17 protein-coding genes, 1 riboswitch and 1 other annotated feature are annotated in these 17,869 nt (G+C 43.9%); of the genes, 8 read left to right on the forward strand and 9 right to left on the reverse strand.

Features of this window, described 5'->3' with window-relative positions; genetic code table 11:
• Positions 1-148 precede the first annotated feature (148 nt).
• Positions 149-712 carry a peptide deformylase gene (gene def / locus IGI89_RS03080; RefSeq protein ID WP_008376209.1) on the forward strand — a complete coding sequence of 188 codons (564 nt, stop codon included), beginning with the start codon at positions 149-151 and terminating at the stop codon, positions 710-712.
• A gap of 93 nt (positions 713-805) precedes the next feature.
• Here the strand turns inward: def and IGI89_RS03085 are convergent, their stop codons facing one another.
• The 7 genes from IGI89_RS03085 to IGI89_RS03115 all read right to left on the reverse strand — a co-directional run bounded on the left by IGI89_RS03085 (position 806) and on the right by IGI89_RS03115 (position 7,521).
• Complete coding sequence (locus tag IGI89_RS03085) at positions 806-2,014, reverse strand: M20 family metallopeptidase (protein ID WP_144331001.1); 1,209 nt, start codon at positions 2,012-2,014, stop codon at positions 806-808.
• A 62-nt stretch (positions 2,015-2,076) separates the two neighbouring features.
• Entirely contained in the window at positions 2,077-2,916 is an 840-nt protein-coding gene (locus IGI89_RS03090; protein ID WP_008376213.1) for a MetQ/NlpA family ABC transporter substrate-binding protein, read from the reverse strand.
• 52 nt (positions 2,917-2,968) lie between these two features.
• Entirely contained in the window at positions 2,969-3,649 is a 681-nt protein-coding gene (locus tag IGI89_RS03095; protein WP_005232318.1) for a methionine ABC transporter permease, read from the reverse strand.
• On the reverse strand, positions 3,650-4,726 hold the full coding sequence (locus IGI89_RS03100; RefSeq protein ID WP_008376218.1) for a methionine ABC transporter ATP-binding protein: 1,077 nt from the start codon (positions 4,724-4,726) through the stop codon (positions 3,650-3,652). It lies immediately after the preceding gene.
• A gap of 360 nt (positions 4,727-5,086) precedes the next feature.
• Positions 5,087-5,325, reverse strand: a binding site (T-box leader).
• A 120-nt stretch (positions 5,326-5,445) separates the two neighbouring features.
• Positions 5,446-5,970, reverse strand: a complete 525-nt coding sequence (locus IGI89_RS03105) for a transcription repressor NadR (RefSeq protein WP_016611442.1) — start codon at positions 5,968-5,970, stop codon at positions 5,446-5,448.
• A complete protein-coding gene (locus IGI89_RS03110; RefSeq protein ID WP_008376222.1) occupies positions 5,967-6,815 on the reverse strand; it encodes a chorismate mutase in 849 nt (282 codons plus the stop codon). Before IGI89_RS03110 ends, IGI89_RS03105 begins: the two co-directional genes overlap by 4 nt.
• A 13-nt stretch (positions 6,816-6,828) precedes the next feature.
• The gene (locus tag IGI89_RS03115) at positions 6,829-7,521 is read right to left on the reverse strand and encodes an NAD-dependent protein deacylase (protein WP_008376224.1); all 693 of its coding nucleotides are present in this window, start codon (positions 7,519-7,521) and stop codon (positions 6,829-6,831) included.
• A 157-nt stretch (positions 7,522-7,678) separates the two neighbouring features.
• On the opposite strand from IGI89_RS03115, the gene IGI89_RS03120 reads away from it, so the two are divergent.
• Complete coding sequence (locus tag IGI89_RS03120; protein WP_005232327.1) at positions 7,679-8,347, forward strand: response regulator transcription factor; 669 nt, start codon at positions 7,679-7,681, stop codon at positions 8,345-8,347.
• Positions 8,348-8,361: 14 nt separating this feature from the next.
• Positions 8,362-9,267 (forward strand): sensor histidine kinase, encoded by a 906-nt coding sequence (locus tag IGI89_RS03125; RefSeq protein ID WP_438735324.1) that lies wholly within the window; start codon positions 8,362-8,364, stop codon positions 9,265-9,267.
• Positions 9,268-9,340: 73 nt separating this feature from the next.
• Here IGI89_RS03125 and IGI89_RS03130 read toward each other — a convergent pair whose 3' ends face one another.
• Together IGI89_RS03130 and IGI89_RS03135 are read right to left on the reverse strand one after the other, a co-directional pair.
• The gene (locus tag IGI89_RS03130) at positions 9,341-10,102 is read right to left on the reverse strand and encodes an ABC transporter permease (RefSeq protein WP_080555166.1); all 762 of its coding nucleotides are present in this window, start codon (positions 10,100-10,102) and stop codon (positions 9,341-9,343) included.
• A 1-nt stretch (position 10,103) separates the two neighbouring features.
• Complete coding sequence (locus IGI89_RS03135) at positions 10,104-11,021, reverse strand: ABC transporter ATP-binding protein (protein ID WP_008376231.1); 918 nt, start codon at positions 11,019-11,021, stop codon at positions 10,104-10,106.
• 306 nt (positions 11,022-11,327) lie between these two features.
• Here IGI89_RS03135 and IGI89_RS03140 point away from each other — a divergent pair, with 306 nt between their 5' ends.
• The 5 genes from IGI89_RS03140 to IGI89_RS03160 all read left to right on the forward strand — a co-directional run bounded on the left by IGI89_RS03140 (position 11,328) and on the right by IGI89_RS03160 (position 17,583).
• Positions 11,328-11,630 (forward strand): hypothetical protein, encoded by a 303-nt coding sequence (locus IGI89_RS03140; protein ID WP_005232333.1) that lies wholly within the window; start codon positions 11,328-11,330, stop codon positions 11,628-11,630.
• A 147-nt stretch (positions 11,631-11,777) separates the two neighbouring features.
• Positions 11,778-11,951, forward strand: a riboswitch (Lysine riboswitch).
• Between the two features lie 115 nt (positions 11,952-12,066).
• Positions 12,067-13,656, forward strand: a complete 1,590-nt coding sequence (locus tag IGI89_RS03145) for an ABC transporter permease subunit (protein WP_005232337.1) — start codon at positions 12,067-12,069, stop codon at positions 13,654-13,656.
• An 11-nt stretch (positions 13,657-13,667) separates the two neighbouring features.
• The gene (locus IGI89_RS03150; RefSeq protein ID WP_005232339.1) at positions 13,668-14,402 is read left to right on the forward strand and encodes an amino acid ABC transporter ATP-binding protein; all 735 of its coding nucleotides are present in this window, start codon (positions 13,668-13,670) and stop codon (positions 14,400-14,402) included.
• Positions 14,403-14,606: 204 nt separating this feature from the next.
• Entirely contained in the window at positions 14,607-15,959 is a 1,353-nt protein-coding gene (gene brnQ / locus IGI89_RS03155) for a branched-chain amino acid transport system II carrier protein (RefSeq protein ID WP_008376239.1), read from the forward strand.
• 118 nt (positions 15,960-16,077) lie between these two features.
• On the forward strand, positions 16,078-17,583 hold the full coding sequence (locus IGI89_RS03160; RefSeq protein WP_005232342.1) for a helix-turn-helix domain-containing protein: 1,506 nt from the start codon (positions 16,078-16,080) through the stop codon (positions 17,581-17,583).
• Positions 17,584-17,869: the final 286 nt, after the last annotated feature.

Here is a 17,869-nt window from a genome sequence, read left to right on the forward strand (position 1 = left end):
CCATCAATATAGAAATATCGTTTCATTTAATAAGAAAGCTTTAGCGTTTAAACTTTCTTATGCCCTTCTTTCTGCACTTGTGGTACACTTTATTAGGAACGAAACTTGCTTTCGTCATTTTTACATAGTAGGAGGAATCACATCATCAATGATTACAATGGATGATATTATTCGCGAAGGCAATCCAACCTTGCGTGAAGTAGCAAAAGAAGTACCATTTCCTTTGAGCGAAGAAGATATCGCACTAGGAAAAGAAATGATGACCTTTTTAGAAAACAGCCAAGACCCAGTCAAGGCAGAAGAACTCGAATTAAGAGGTGGTGTTGGTCTAGCAGCTCCTCAATTAGATATTTCAAAACGAATCACAGCGGTCCTCGTCCCTAGCAGCGACCCAGAAAAAGCAGAACCTGATTTTAAAGATGTTCTTTACAATCCTAAAATTCTAAGTCATTCCGTGCAAGAAGCTTGTTTGGGTGAAGGCGAGGGCTGCCTGTCCGTGGACCGTGAAGTCCCTGGCTACGTGGTACGCCATGCCCGGATCACGATCAGCTATTACGACATCAACGGCAAAAAGAAAAAAGTTCGTTTAAAGAACTATCCTGCGATCGTCGTTCAGCATGAGATCGATCATTTGAACGGGGTCATGTTCTACGATCATATCAATCAACAAAATCCTTTTTCATTGAAAGAAGGCATTTTAGTCATCGACTAACTAAAAAGTCTCTACCGACATTTTGCGGCAGAGACTTTTTTTTCTTCTATATTATTGAGTATCCTCTGGATATCTTCCTTCACGGTTTTGGCGTTAATTGCCTTTTGCTAGGCTTTCTTGATGATCGGCTTTGATTTTTTCTAATAACGCCGGTTGTTCAAAAAGATCTAACGCGGTCAGCGCTAAAAGTTCAGCCGCGATAGCGATCGACTGCAAGCCTTTTTCACTCTTGGCAGCGGCTTTGAATTCTTTCGAATGACCCGCAATGTAGTCATCTGAAATCGAAACGGTGGGTTGGATCGTCGGGATCACTTGACTGACATTGCCGACATCAGAAGAACCAAGACTTGTTTTGGCTTCCGTATCGATCTCATCGGCAGGTACGCCCGCTTCTTGGGCATGCGCAAAGAAAATCTCATCAAAACTTGGTGTCACGATCACATCATCGACGGAGTTTTGGAACAAGCCGAATTCATAGGTCGCTCCCGTGGCTAAAGCGGCTCCTTTGACGATGTTTTCGACTTTCTCGTAGACATCGTTCAAGGTCGCTCGATTGGCTGCTCGTAAATAAAAACGACCGGCTGCATATTCTGGCACGACATTGGCTGCCACGCCACCATCGGTGATCACACCATGAATATTGACGTCTTTTGGTAAGTGCAGACGCAATCCATTGATCCCGTTAAAGACTTGCAGCAATGCTTCTAACGCGTTGATGCCTTTTTCTGGTGCAGCTGCCGCATGGGAAGCTCGACCATAGAACTTGATATCCACTGGATCATTGGCTAATGACGCTGTCGTTTTGCCATAGCGATGGGCTGGATGGACACAAAGAGCGGCATCGACATCATTGAAGAACCCTTCACGGACAAAACTGCCTTTAGCGGAACCATTTTCCCCACCTTCTTCTCCTGGCGTCCCATAGACTCGAATCTCCCCGCCTAGCTCATCGATGAAAGGTTGCAGGGCACTGGCTGCTAAGACGGAATAAGTCCCGAAGAGATTGTGCCCACAAGCATGACCGATCCCTGGTAACGCATCGTACTCAGCTAAAAAGGCAATCGTTGGGCCCGGTTTTCCACTGACATAGCGGGCATCAAAGCCGGTGCGATGTCCTGCGACATCCTTTTTAACAGCAAAGCCTTCTTTTTCTAATTGGGCGATCAGGGCATCGGCTGAGTAAAACTCATAGTTGCTGACTTCTGGGTGATTATGGATATCTAATGCCAAGGCTTGATAAGCGGCTAAACGCTCTTGGATAAATGGTTTAATCGTTGCTTTTGTAATAGTTGCTGTTGTCATAATCAAATCTCTCCTTTTTCTTACATGGTTTTTTTCAGTGTTTTTATCAAATTACATAGCACTTATTTTGCTCCAAAGGTTTCCCAAGCAGGAACACTTGATCCTTTTGACGTTTCCTCGATGACTTTTTTCGTATCCTCTGTTTGGTAAGCAGCAACCACTTTTTGGTAAACTTCATTGTCTTCATCTTCTTTACGGGCGGCAATGATGTTGACGTAAGGACGGGCCGTTTCATCAACAGGCTCTAAAAAGATTGCATCTTCGGTAGGCACAAATCCTGCATCTACCGCCATGCCGCTATTGATAACAGAAACATCGACATCGGAAAGTGCCCGGGCTGTTTGCGCTGCATCAAGTTCCGAAATTTCTAAATTCAAACGGTTTTCAGTAATATCCGCGACCGTTGGTGTTTGTCCGGCTGCTTCATCCACTTTGATCAATCCAGCTGATTGTAACAAGAGCAATGCCCGACCACCATTGGTCACATCATTCGGGATCGCAACTTTAGCTCCTTCAGCCAAGTCGTTGACATCCGTCACTTTGTCGGAATAAATGCCTAATGGCGCGTTGACTGTATTGCCGATCGATACGAGATCGGTACCAAATTCTTTATTATAATTGTCCAAGAAAAATTGGTGTTGGAATGAATTGAGGTCAATGGAACCATCAGCTAAGGCTGCGTTGGGTTGATTGTAATCAGAGAATTGGACATATTCTAAATTGATGCCTTCGTCTTTCAAACGATCTTTGACATCATCCCAGACATCGGTGTCCGCGCCAATCACTCCTAATTTCACAGTGACTTCTTCTTGGTCAGTGGCTGCGGCACTGCCATTGTTTCCGCATCCGGTAATAAATAATAATGCTGCCCCTAAGACGATTGATTGTACGATTTTTTTCATTTTTTCTTCCTCCATAGACTTGCTTGTTTTTTTATTTGTACGTAAGTGGTGGTCAGTGTGATACTCGTTTAATGAGTAGGTTGCTGACAAATTGACTGATAAAAACGAATACTAAGATGATCAAGGTCGCCATGATCGTGACATCGGTCTGGAATCGGTTGTACCCGCGGGTGATGGCTAAGTTACCTAAACCGCCAGCGCCAACTGCTCCTGCCATGGCGGTCAATCCGATCACATTGATCACGGTCAATGCAGAGACCCGAATGATTCCCGCCACGCCTTCTGGCAAATAGACCCGAAAAATGATGCCGAAAGGACTGGTGCCCATCGCTTCGGCTGCTTCCACGACACCGGGGTCAACTTCTAGCAAGGCAATCTCGATCTGCCGAGCAAAGAAAGGAATGATCCCAGCAATCAGAGGAACCAATGCTGCTGTTTCGCCGATCGTCGTTCCCACAAGAAATCGGGTAAAGGTTCCTAGCAACGTCAATAAGATAATAAAAGGGATCGAGCGGACCACATTGATGACCTTATCGAGAAATTCAAAGAGTGGTCGATTTTCTAAAATTCCACTCGGTCGAGTCACTACCAGGACGATCCCTAACAAGATGCCTAAGATGCCCGCGATCAAGGAGGTCCAAAAAACCATATACAAGGTTTGGATCGTTGCTGCGACAAATTCATCTTGGATCGCAACAACATTGGGAAAATATCTTTCTAATAAGGCAGCCATCTAAAATCCTCCTTTAATCACATTGTTTAATGGTTCTGCATGATTTTCTTTTAAAATATTGGTGTACACTCCTTGAGACTTCAAATATTCTAAGGCATGTTTGCGCTGTTGGTACTCTCCGGATAAGCTAACGACCAAGCTGCCGATCGGCACTTCTTGCAAGATCTCCACGTTGCCGTAAAGAATATTGGTGGTCACTTTGTAGCGACTGTACAATTGGGCGATCAGTGGTTCATTGGTTTGATCCCCCACGTAGGACAGCTCCACCAGCCATTCATTCGGTGCCAAGGAAGAAAACTTCGAACTGCCGAGGATCGTTTCTAAGGCTTGGTCGATGTGCGTCGCCGTTCGGATGAAATCTTTGGTCAATGGTTTTTCTGGTTGGCTAAAAATCTGAACGCTCGAACCTTGCTCAATAACTTCACCGTCTTCCATCACTGCCACTTTGTTGCAGATTTCTTTGACAACTTGCATTTCATGGGTAATGATCACGATGGTCAAACCGAGAGTCCGATTTAATTTTTTCAACAAAGCCAATATCTGTAAGGTCGTTTTCGGATCAAGGGCGCTAGTTGCCTCATCACACAGCAAGATCTCTGGATCATTTGCCAAAGCTCTGGCAATGGCGACCCGCTGTTTTTGTCCTCCAGATAGTTGGCTAGGAAACGCTTGGGCTTTTTCTTCCAATCCAACAAGCGCCAGCAGCTCGGTTACTTTTTGATGACGTTCCTGTTTGGACCGTCCCCCATATTTCAAGGAAAAATCCACGTTATCAAAAACATTGCGGCTGTCCATCAAGTTGAAGTGCTGAAAGATCATTCCGATCGTTTTCCGTTTTTCTCGCAGGTCTTTCGCAGAAAGTGTGGTCAGCTCCGTGCCGTTGACGACGACGCTGCCGCTGCTTGGGCGCTGCAATAAGTTGATCACACGGACGAGTGTACTTTTCCCGGCGCCTGAGTAACCCACGATGCCGTACACGTCCCCTTTGTCGATCTCGATCGATACGTTTTTGACCGCTTGGATCGCGGGTTTCTTTGATTGATTGAATGTTACTGATATATCTTTTAATGAAATCATCGTCTTCCCCCTAGTTCTTGTCTTTTTCAATAAAAAAAGGCATCCTCAAACAAGTCACCTGTGACTTGTTTGAGGACGCCTTTTTGCGTGTTACCACCTCAGTTTAAGCTGTACTCGCATACAGCTCCTTTTCGAGTACGATCATACTCTAGCCAGATAACGGTCGCTACCGTCGTCGCCTTGCAAACTACTGCTCGGAACGAATCACTCCTTGGCCATTTTCTAAAAGTCGTTTGATGCTTCTTTTCAGCTACCGAAGCTCTCTGTTGAAAAAACGTGCTTTTGTACTTACCAATTCTTCGTGTGTGGTGCTATTTGATTTTTGTGTATAAAAAAAGTCCTTTTACCAGCGTTTGCTAGTAAAAGGACGAATACTCGTGTTACCACCTTTTGTTTAGAAGGTTTCCCTTCCCTCAACCCAACGTCTAGCCGTGCTAGAGATTGGTGCACTTTGTAACGGTAGTGCGCATCCGTGATTGCCTACTTATCGACAATCAATCCTCCAAGGCCATTTTTCATCGCTTCTGACTTGACTCTTTCCACCAACCAGAGTCTCTCTTTAAAGTATCCGCGGTTACTTTCCTTCTCAACAGATTCATTATTCTTGTTGAGTTGTACTTTACTGGAAAATGAACGCCTTGTCAACAAAAAATCACAATTTTTTCATCTAAGTGTTCCCCAAGACTGCCGATAGCGTCCTTGCCAGAATGGTTTACGCCTCAATTTTGATAGAGCATGCCTTTTTCTGCTAACTGTTGTTTGGCTTTTTCCAGAGCCGCAGGATCGGTGTAACGCAACGTATGCAAGTGTACCCCATTGGTTAAATCTGAGAGCAAGCGGGCTTCTGCATGTTTGGTTTTGTTGATGAAATCAGTCACGTCTTGGTCTGTTTGAATCTGCAAATTGCCAGTGATCTCTCCATAGATTTCATGTTCAACGATGACATCGACCACTTCCACGCCACAAGCGACAAAAATCCGCAATTCTTCTTCGGTTTGTTCAGGCCGATGCTGCACCGCTAGCTTGCTGACATGCCCCGCCTCATTCAACAGTGCTTGCAGTCGATAGCCGCGAGCAGTGGCCGCGATCGCTTCACCGGCTGCTCGCAGCAAGGCAATGTCCCCAACGATGATTTGGCGACTGACTCCTAGTGATTCTGCCAGTTTGCTGGCACTGATCGCTTTGTCCGCTTGCTTCAATGCCGCTAAAATCGTTTCTCGACGTGTTGCTCCATCCATACTCATTCCTCCAATTGATTCTCTTGATAGGTTTTTGAGTGTTTCATAATTGATTGAAACATGGCTAAAATCGTTTCCTCATAGGCTTGATTTGAAATCGCCTGCCGAATATTTTCCAGCACTTTCTCTTCACGATTTTCATCTAAAACCGGCAACTGACTACTTTTCTTCAATTGCACGATTTCATTAACTGTACTCATGCGTTTTTCTAAAAGATGCGTGAGCTGCCAATCAATGTCATCGATCGCCGCTCGCTGAACAGCCAAAGGATCTTGCTGGTTGTTTTCTTCTTCCAAGTCGATCGTCTTGATGACCCGTGCCGGATTTCCCGCCAGCACAACATTGTCTGGGAATGATTTTGTGACCACACTGCCAGCCCCCACCACGACATTGTTACCTAAGCGCACCCCCGGCAAAATCGTGGCCGCGCCACCGATCCACGCGTTATCGCCAATCACGATCGGTGCCCCTAATTCTAAGCCGCTATTTCGTTTGACCGGATGCAATGGATGAGTCGCCGTAAACAACCGAACATTGGGTGCCAGCATACAGTTGTCACCAAAGGTAATTGGACAAACATCTAATAGCACACAGTCGTAGTTAGCATAGAAGTTTTTGCCGACAGAAATATTGTAGCCATAATCAAAGCGGACATTCGGTTCGATATAGATTCGACCAGTCACAGAGCCGAAAGTTTCTTTTAGTAACTGCTCTTTGATTTTTGTATCAGTTTCTTGGTTGATCAGGTTCATTTGTTCACGGGCATATTTCCGGTCTGCCACCAATTCTGGATCTGGGGAAAAGTACAATTCGCCAGCAATCATTTTCTCTTTTTCGGTACGTTGTGTCATATCATAAACTCCTTCATTCAATTTTCTGGAAAAACGTTTCGGCTGCTGCGGTCAACATGCCATATTCATTCGGGATCGCCAATGGTTCCTTATTGATGACCAACACCTGCTGGCTGTAATCGACTAGCCCTGCAAAAGGATAGACTTGCAGCGAAGTCCCCACGACCACCGTCAGGTCGGCTTGAGCAACGGCCTGAATGGCTCCTTCAATGGTTTCATCCGTAAATCCTTCCCCATAAAGCACGATCGCCGGCCGAATCTGACCGTCACATCCTGCATGGTGCCAATCCTGCAAATACGCTTGCCAAGGTACCGGATTACCGCATTTTCGGCAATAACAGTTGTACAAGGAGCCGTGAAAATCGATTCTTTGGTGACTCCCCGCTTTTTCATGCAGTCCATCGATGTTTTGTGAAACGACCGAAACTGTTTTTTTCGTTTGCAGCGCAGCCATTTTTTGATGAATGATGTTCGGCTGGGCCTGAGGATGGTAGAGGTGCTTGACGAACTGATAAAATGTTTCCGGTTCGTTTTCTAAACAGTCATGGCTTAACAAATACTCTGGCTGGGCCAGTCCTTGATAGACCCCTTTTAAGGAACGGTAATCAGGAATGCCCGATGGGGTTGAAACACCGGCACCCGTCAAAAAGGTCACGGATGATGCGGCGGTGACCGTTGCGATTGCTTGCTCAATAGATACCTTCATCGTTCTAACTTCCTTTATGGCTTTTCTCTTATTCTAACCGAAAAAGAACCGTTTTTGCGAAAAATCAGCCATTTTCTTTTTTAAAAGCAACTAATGCTTTTTCTTGCGGAATTGCTTATAATAAATGCAATAAATACAAGAAGAATGGGAAAACCAAATGAAAATTTTGATTATCGAAGACAACAATGAGATCAGCGAAATGTTGGCTACTATTTTAGCAGCTGACTATACCGTCCAGCAAGCCTATTCAGGCACGGAAGGTCTGCTGCTTTTTCAGCAAGATGCTTTCGACTTGATTTTGCTAGATCGAATGCTCCCCGGTAAAGATGGGACACAAGTCTTGCAAGAGATTCGCCAAACCTCCACGGTCCCCGTCATTATCTTGACTGCCTTAGATGAACCAGCTGATGTTTCCACCCTTTTGCTGGCGGGGGCCAATGATTACTTGACCAAACCCTTCAATGTCGAAGAATTAAAGGCACGTATCATTGTTCAATTGCGAACAAATAAACAACCCCCTCCAGTTGCCAGCAGCCACTCGTATAAAAACATTCAACTGTTGCCTGACTCGTTTCAGCTGCAACGAGGAGAGGCAACGGTTCAGTTAAAGAAAAAGGAGTTTGAGATTTTTTCCCTGCTCTTAGCGAACCCCAAAAAAGTTTATACCAAAGAAATGCTCTATGAAGCTGTTTGGCAAGAACCTTACTACGGTGAAGAAAACACGATCAATGTCCATATCAGCCATTTACGCAGCAAAATCAAAACACTCGATCCAGATGAAGCGTATATCGATACTGTCTGGGGCATCGGCGTCAAGCTAGCTTAAAAAGGAGGAACCTCATGCATATACTTCAGTTTTTCGCCGCTCTGATCGTTGTGTTATTGTTGGGCTATTGGTTTTTCTTACTTTATGATCTAAAAAAGTACCACCAGCAATTAACAAGAATCAGCGAAATCGAAACAAATCAAGAGATCCATTTGCAGACCCGCGTCCCCGCTTTAAAAGCGATCGCCTTGTTAAACAATCAGATACTTAGAATAAATAAGCAGCAACACTATCAAATGCTGCAAGAAAACCAGCAGTTGGAACAAGCCATTCAAAATATCTCTCACGACTTACGCACACCTTTGACGGTCGCCAGCGGCTACACACAACTGCTGCAAGCCGATGCGACCCTCACCCCGCAACAGCTACAGCTGCTGGATAAAGTCAGCAGCAACCTAGAAAAAGTCGAAAATCATCTGGAACAGTTGTTGACCTATCAGCGTCTCAAAGACAATCAGCTCGCTTTGACTTTGGAAGAATTCAATCTTTCTCGTTTATTGGAAGAAGAACTGCTCCAGCTTTATCCTTCTTTTGAGGAAAACCATTTATCACTGACGGTTGCGATCCAACCCAACATCATGATCATTTCAGATAAAAAAAGCTGGCAACGAATTTTCCAAAATGTCCTTGGTAACCTGCTGGAACATGGCAGTGAAACGGGGACGATCCGCTTGAATCAGCAAGGAGATCGTATCGTTTTCCAACAAGAAAATCAGCTGAGGACACCGATCCAGCACCCAGAAAAATTGACTCACCGCTTTTATACGGAAGACCTTTCACGGCATAAACAGCAAGCCGGACTTGGTCTGTATATCATCGCGGCATTGACTAATGCATTAGACGGCAAGATCCAATTGGATACAACCGAAGAGACGTTTCGTTTGACCCTTTTTTGGCAGCAGTCCGTTGAACCCCACTAACTCATGGCTATACACAAAAAACACCCAATCGCTCGACCTTCACTAGTCGATACGGTTGGGCGTTTTTCTGCTCTTACAATTCTTGTCTCTTAAACACCAGATGCGCAGCCAAGAGGCAAAGCAATAAACTGATCAGGCTCCCAAGAAAAATGGGTTGGACTGTTTCCCATGTTTGGAAAGTAGTCATGGTCACCATCTCTAACCCGCCTTGAAAGTCCAAGTATTCTAAAAACTTCCAGTTGGGTAAAGAGATTCGGGCAATAGCAAAGGCCATCGGAATAAAAATCGTCGCCAACACGCTGACCGCTGTATTTTTGGTCAAATACAAAACTAGCACTGCAAAAGAGGAAGTCGCTAATAAAATCAGTACAAAACTAACGAAATAATACAACAAGTTTTCTATCTGTGAAAGGTCATTATAACCAATCCCCCCAATAACCGTTCCCGCTACAAAGCTCACCAAACAAATCGCGACGATCTGTAAGACCAGCACCAATGTATAAACCAAGAATTTCCCAAAAAGATAAGCGGGTTTGGAGACACCAACGGTAATGATATTCTTCATGGTCCCTTTCGTGTACTCACTGCCTAAGACCTGCATCACCAATGGCAAGGAGTAATACAGCAACATGGAAGACAGACTGGTCTGGATCGCCAGAAAGCCAGTCATTTCCGTAAGGCTGCCTGCTGTTTGCGTACTATCCCCAAGAGTGACCCCTACACTACCATTGGAAACAACGGATAAAATCACCAACAATAAAATAATTCCTTCTGTGATCCAAAAACTTTTACTTCTTGATAAACGATACAAATCGGCTCGAATAAAATTCAACATCTTAATTTCCCCCTTCACTTGTTACTAACTCTTTGAAATACGACTCTAGATTTTCCCCTTCAAAAGAAATCCGGTCGATAGCGATCCCTTCATAAACCAGCTGACGGACCAGGTCACGAATCAACACATTCTCTTGATAAATATGAATTTTGTGGTCACTGACGACTTTATATTCGGAAATCAGCTGACTCTCTAGCAAGCGGCTAGCTGTGGCTACATCATCCACTTCTAATTGAATAAACCGTTTCGCCATCAGATCGAATTCGTGTTTGGTCATCTCTTTGATCAGACGCCCCTCACTAATGACCCCAAAACGTGTAGCCACTAAGTACAACTCTTCTAAAATATGACTGGAAATCAAAATCGTCATGCCGCGTTCTTGATTCAATCGTAAAAGCAGCTCCCGAAACTCAACGATCGCTACAGGATCCAGGCCATTGATCGGCTCATCTAGTATTAGAAAATCCGGTTGGTTCAATAAAGCGATGGCTAAGCCTAGCTTTTGTTTCATACCCAAAGAAAAATCACGGTATTTCTTGTGGCCAACATTGGTCAATCCGACAAACGCCAATGCTTTACTGACCGCCTCAGGTTCCACCACCCCGCTGATTTTGCAATAATAGTTCAAATTTTGCTCTGCGGTCAATTGGTCGTAAGCAACTGGGGTCTCAATCACATTACCGACCCGTTTCAGCATCTGAGTGTACACTTTGCCGCCTTCAACATCAAACAACTGCAGACTGCCACTAGTTGGTTGGATCAACTGAACGATCGCTTTTAATAGGGTCGTCTTCCCAGCACCATTTCTCCCCACCAATCCATAAATATCTCCCTTAGCGATCGTTAGATCGACATCATGTAGCGCCTGCTGTTTGCCGTAACGTTTGTTTAATCCTTTGATTTTAAGAACATTTTCCATTTTTACTTCCTCCTTGCTTGCTTCTGTGCTTATTCTAGCAAGCAGATCTAAATCAGCTATTAACTAATTATTAATTGATTCTTAACTCGTAGTTTTCTGCAAAAAACAGTTTATTTCTATTATACACAGCTGAAAATGAACCGATCTAGAAAAACCGTCCCTTTTCAGCAAACCAACCAATAGCAGATGATCTTTTCATTACTGCTTTTGCTCTTTGTTTTTTGCCTCACAAAGAAAGAGATTCCTTCATGACAAGGAACAAAAAACGTGGTAAACTAGTCACGAATCAAAGTGAGGTGAAATACATTGGTAGCAGCTATTATTTATTGGGCAATGATCATTATCAGTTTCGGTTGGTTGGCAGTCAGCTTATATTTCTCTATCTTCTATTTAGCACGTAAAGAAAATGGCAATTTATGGGCATTCGGCTTTTTAAATGTCATCACAGCAATCATTCAAGCCATCGTCCTTGTGGTTTACCGTACCTTCGGACAAGATTGGGGCGTTACACAATACTCAAGCCTCATCTATCTAGCACTTGGCTTATTGCTTGCTTTGACAGTCATCCAAGCTGTTTTAGGCCGTGAACCAAAAGCGAAAGTCGCTTAAGGGTTCCAATAGACACTCGTAAAAACGATCCGCTTTCTCTTTGATAAAAATAGGGAAATGGTCGTTTTTTTGTTAAAAAGAATTGACATTTGGGTGCTTTTCTTCTAAACTCTGAGAAGAATCAAATTAAATACGAGTACCCTTTAACATTTAGGTAGAGGTCGCGAGGTTCATTAATCCTGCTGAGTGAAGCAACACGTTTACAGCAGAGCTAGGGAACATCGCCGAAACAAGGTCGGTTTTGCTTGCATCGATTTTGTTGGGCCGCAAATGAACAATTTGCGGACTGTCTTAGCTTGTCTAAGTTGCGCTATGTTTTGTGAAAGGTTTGTCGACGATGACCTGTCAACAGCCGTTTTCCAATCATGGAGTACGGCTGTTTTTTTGCTTTTTCATCCTTACCTGCTTGTCCAACTCGTGAAAGGAAAGAGAAAAAATGAAAAAAAATAATTGGATCTGGGCAGTCTTCGCCCTCTGTCTAACCCTCATTCAGCTGCCCCTAACCGTGCAAGCGGATGACCAAACGCCTGCGGAACAATTCCGTGTCGGTATGGAGGCAGGCTATGCCCCATTTAACTGGACGCAAACGACGGACGCCAATGGTGCCGTGCCGATTTCTGGGGAAGAAGGCTCGGCGTTTGCCGGCGGTTACGATGTCCAGATCGCCAAACGAATCGCTGAAGGCTTAGGCAAAGAATTAGTGATCGTCAAAACCCAATGGGACGGTCTGCCGCCAGCTTTACAAGCGGGGACTATCGATGCTGTGATCGCTGGTATGTCACCAACTGCCGAACGTCGCGAGCAAATTGATTTTACCGATCCTTACTATGAATCAGATTTGGTGGTAGTGGTTCGTAAAGATGGCGAGTTCGCCGATGCCAAAAGCCTCGCTGATCTTTCGGGGGCAAAAATCACTGCCCAGCTGAATACTTTCCATTATACGGTCATAGATCAAATCCCTGAGGTCCAAAAAGAACAAGCCATGCGGGACTTCTCCTCCATGCGCGTTGCTTTAGCTTCGGGTATCATTGACGGCTACGTCAGCGAACGTCCAGAAGGCGTCACTGCCGTCGGGGCAAATCCTGATTTGAAGATGGTCGAGTTCGATGAAGGCGCCGGTTTTGAAACCAACCCAGAAGACGTCCAAGTAGCAGTCGGGATGCGCAAAGGCGATCCCGATGTTGAAAAAGTCAATGAGATCCTTGCAGGAATTTCTGAAGAAGAACGGGTTTCCCTGATGGATCAAGCAGTTTTAGATCAGCCTGCAGATGCCAGCGGAGAAACGGCAGATCAAGGTCTGATCGCTGATTTTAAAAAAATCATTGATGATTACGGCATGCTCTTTTTACGAGGCGCTGGCTTGACCTTATTCATCGCGATCCTTTCAACGATCATCGGATTGATTATCGGTCTTTTAGTCGGTATCTTCCGGACATTGCCGCTTTCAGAAAATCCAGTAGGACGTTTCTTCCAACGCATAGTCAACGGCCTGCTGACTATTTATATCGAAGTTTTCCGCGGCACCCCAATGATGGTTCAAGCAATGGTTATTTTCTACGGAACTGCTCTAGCCTTTGGTGTCTCCATGAATCGCACGCTGGCAGCCGTGCTGATCGTTTCTATCAATACGGGTGCCTACATGTCTGAAATCGTTCGTGGGGGGATTTTTGCTGTAGATGACGGCCAATTTGAAGCAGCTCAAGCCATCGGAATGACCCATTGGCAAACCATGATCAAGGTCGTGTTGCCGCAAGTGATGCGCAATATTTTACCAGCTACCGGGAATGAGATCATTATCAATATCAAAGATACTGCCGTCTTAAGTGTCATCAGTGTTGCAGACCTCTTCTTCCAAGGTACATCAGCCGCTGGAACGAACTTCCAATACTTCCAAACATTTGCGATCATCGGTGTGATCTACTTAGTCTTGACCATCAGTGCCACCCAGATCTTGCGCTTTGTTGAACGCAAAATGGATGGTCCCAGTGCGTATGTCAAATTAGAAGACATCAACCCGAACGAATAAGGAGGAAGAACATGTCAGCAATCATTGAAATTGACCATTTAAAAAAGAGTTTTGGCGACAACGAAGTCTTAAAAGACATCAGTTTGTCTGTTAATAAAGGAGAAGTTGTCACGATCATCGGTTCTTCTGGTTCAGGAAAATCTACACTTCTTCGCTGCATCAACTTATTAGAAAAACCAACCAGTGGGCAAATCATCTACTTAGGTGAAAATGTGCTGGAAAAAGGCTATGACTTGCCGAAATACCGTACGCATCTAGGAATGGTTTTCCAATCCTTTAACCTATTCAACAATATGAATGTATTAGAAAACTGCGTGACGGGCCAAGTCACTGTTTTGAATCGTGATCGCAAAGAAGCAGAAGCGACTGCCAAAGAAAATCTGGAGCAAGTCGGTATGGCTCAATATGCCAATGCCAAGCCTTCCCAGCTTTCAGGTGGACAAAAACAACGAGTAGCCATTGCCCGTGCCTTATCGATGAATCCGGATGTCATGTTGTTTGATGAGCCGACTTCTGCGCTAGATCCAGAAATGGTCGGTGAAGTGTTGAAGACCATGAATACGTTAGCTCATACTGGCTTGACAATGGTGATCGTTACCCACGAAATGGGCTTTGCCAAAGAAGTGTCTGATCGGGTCATCTTTATGGATCAAGGTGTCATTGCCGAACAAGGGACGCCTGAAGATATCTTTATTCATCCAAAAGAGCAACGCACCAAAGAATTCCTTTCCCGTGTGTTGAATTAATTTTCTGTCTTGAAACACTTAGCGGTCTTCTTCCGAGCTTTTTCGTCCTTTTTCAGTAAGCTTGGAAGAATTCAATGCTAAGTGTTTTTTTATTGCAGGAGGAGTAATTGTCAGAATTTATCAAAAAATCACAAAAAACCATTGCTATTTGTTAGAAACTTTGTTATTTTTTTTAAAACTAAGGAATTATAGGAGCTTTCATTTATGGAAAAAAAGTTACAGTTTAAGGATTACATGTATGTTGGATCAATGCTTTTCGGTCTTTTCTTTGGTGCCGGAAATCTGATTTTCCCCGTTCACATGGGACAAGAAGCTGGCGCGAATGTCGGCTTAGCCAACCTTGGCTTTTTAGTTACAGGGATCGGCTTGCCATTTTTAGGGGTCATTGCTATTGGCGTTTCCCAAAGCAGCGGTGTTTTTGAATTAGCTTCTCGGATCAATCGCCGCTATGCAATGATATTTACGATTTTGCTTTATTTAGTGATTGGGCCATTCTTTGCTCTGCCTCGTTTGGCTACTACTTCTTATGAGATCGGGATCGCTCCCCATGTTTCATCAGACATGCAAACTTGGTTATTGGCGTTGTTCTCTGCCCTATTTTTTGGAGCTGCCTGGTGGTTTTCACGCAAACCTAGCAAAATCTTAGATTATGTAGGGAAGTTTCTAAATCCCTTGTTTCTGGTCTTACTAGGAGTTTTGCTCTTTTTTGCCTTTTGGCAACCACTAGGAACCATCAGCGATGCGCCGATCTATCCTAGCTATCAAAGCGATGCTTTCTTTACTGGTTTCACAAACGGCTACAATACTCTCGATGCGCTGGCATCTTTAGCCTTCGGGATCATCATCGTCTCAACGATTCGCAATATGGGGGTTGAGAAACCTGCGACGGTCGCAAAAGACACGATCCTTTCCGGCTCTGTCAGCATCGTGTTGATGGGGATCATCTATACCTTACTTTCTTATATGGGAACCAAAAGTTTAGGCCAGTTTCCCATCAGCGAAAACGGTGGGATCGCTTTGGCACAAATCGCCAACCATTACCTTGGCACTGTCGGCAGTCTGCTATTGGCATTGATCGTCATCTCTGCCTGTTTAAAAACCGCCATTGGTTTGATCACGGCCTTTTCCGAAACCTTTGCTGGATTGTTTCCAAAGCAAAGCTACGGATTCTTTATCGCTTTGACAAGTATCTTACCAGCGATCTTCGCTAATGTCGGCTTGACCAATATCATCGAGTTTTCTATTCCAGTCTTGATGTTTATCTATCCACTGGCGATCACTTTGATTTTGTTGGCGATCATCAGTCCATTATTTAACCATCGTGCCAGTGTCTATCGAATGACGACATACTTCACGTTGATCGCTGCAATCATCGACGGCTTAAATGCGAGTCCTGCAGTGATTACCAACAACGCTTTCGTGCAAGGAATCTTGTCTTTTGCGTCAGATTATCTGCCCTTTTTCCAAATCGGGATGGGGTGGGTCGTACCAGCTGCGATCGGATTTTTGATCGGTTTGCTATGGTCGTGGTTCAAAAAAGACCCTGTTTCAGCCTAAATTAGTTAAAAAGATGAAAATAACCTACCTTTTTTTAAAGGGTAGGCTATTTTTTTGATTAAAAAGACTGACAGTTTCGTAAAAAAAAGATACAATAGAGCCACAAAGGAGGATACCTATGTTTTATGAAGAACTTATGATGGACCCGCAAACATTAATTAAATTTAAAATATTCCGGCGTATGCTGACTCTGCAAAACCCTAGCCACCCAATCGCACAATTGGCAAAGGAAATGGAGTTAAGCTACCAACAAGCTTTTATAGAGTTGACTGAGATCGACCAAGATCTAACTGAGTTAACTCCGGATCATATGTCGATACTCGGTCGTGGCGGTAAATTACAGCCTCAGAATATCGCGGTAACGATCGATGAATACCGCTTCTATTTATTGAATAAAAGCGTTCCGTTCTTATATGTTCTTTACATGCTGAATGAAGACAATCCTACGATCACGGATTTTTGTGCAAAATACGATGTCAGTCGTTCAACGGTGTCTCGCAAATTTGAACATCTAAAAAAACATTTGAAGCAATTTCAGCTTCGCTTTACGTACACTGAATCAAACTTAGTGGGCGATGAGCGTCTTGTGCGGCTCTCCCTATTCAATATCATTTGGTTAGGTACTCGTGGAATAGAATGGCCATTTGCGATCGCTGAGAGTGAGACAGAAAAAATGGTGGATCGATTCACGGAGTATTTCCCAATGACTCATTCTTATCTTGGCCGATTAGAGTTGAAGTATTTCGCCGCCTTGATTCTTTTACGAATCAAAAAAGGGAATTTTGCCAAATACGACAAGCGGTACAATTTCCTGATGAAAAATAATCCATATTTCGATTTTGAGCGTTTGACACAAGTCGTTGATCCTGAAGTTTCAATGACAGACAAACAATTAAAAGGCGAATCAGGGTTTATTTATTTGATGGCGCAAATCTTCCCATTTTACTTGAGTCCTGAAGAAGAAGCTTTGCAACAAACCTTGCAATTCTTTTCAAGCAAACAAAACCCAGTTTATCCGTTAGTCGCAGACTTGTTAGCAGAGATGAAAGCAACCTTCTTTGCTTCACAACCTGGCCTGTTAGACGAGCCATTGGTCGTGGGTAATTTAATCAATGTGACTTTCGGCAACTACGTTTTCCGTCAGCCGTTTCCAAATATCTATCGCTTGCTGACACCCTCGATCAATCGCGGGTCTGCTGAAGAGCAGCTGCAGCAAAAAATCGATGAATTCTTAACGAACTATCGCGAAGAATCAGCGGTGGACTATATCAATGATGAAAACCAAGAGCAGATGGCAACGATGTATACCCACGCCCTGCTGCCGTTTTATGATCAAATCCGTTATTCGAATCGTTTACGGGTAGGGGTTGCGTTAGAAGATAATTTCTTAGTCGTTCAAGGATTGAATCAATTCCTACATGACTTGACCTTCGTAGCAGCAGAACCTTATGATCTAAACCAGCAAGAAAATTATGATGTCATCGTTAGTTCCAATCAGTTGATGAAAAAACTCAAACCAGAAAAAATGAGTTATATTTGGGATTATGCGGCAGACGATCGGCAATACATTGATTTGTATCGTACGTTGAAAAACCGTTTTGATGAAAAGAACCTTTCTCTGTAACCAAACCGTTACGGTTTCTTAAGAACTTCCGAAAAGATTTGTCACAGAATATTCATATTTATCTCGTATACTCTATGTATACCAACAAACAACCCTAACTAACACTTTTTCATTTTTAACTCCTTCCCGTCGGCCACCCACCGACGGGTCTTTTTTTACTTATTTTCGCAGCCAGCAAACTTAAACACTTTCCAATCTTTTCTCCACAAAAAATTCATATTTGGACAGTATAGTATACATAACCCAACAAACAACCCTAACTAACACTTTTCATTTTTACTCCTTG

Source organism: Enterococcus sp. AZ141 (assembly GCF_051714385.1).
In the GTDB taxonomy this organism is placed as follows: domain Bacteria; phylum Bacillota; class Bacilli; order Lactobacillales; family Enterococcaceae; genus Enterococcus_D; species Enterococcus_D entomosocium.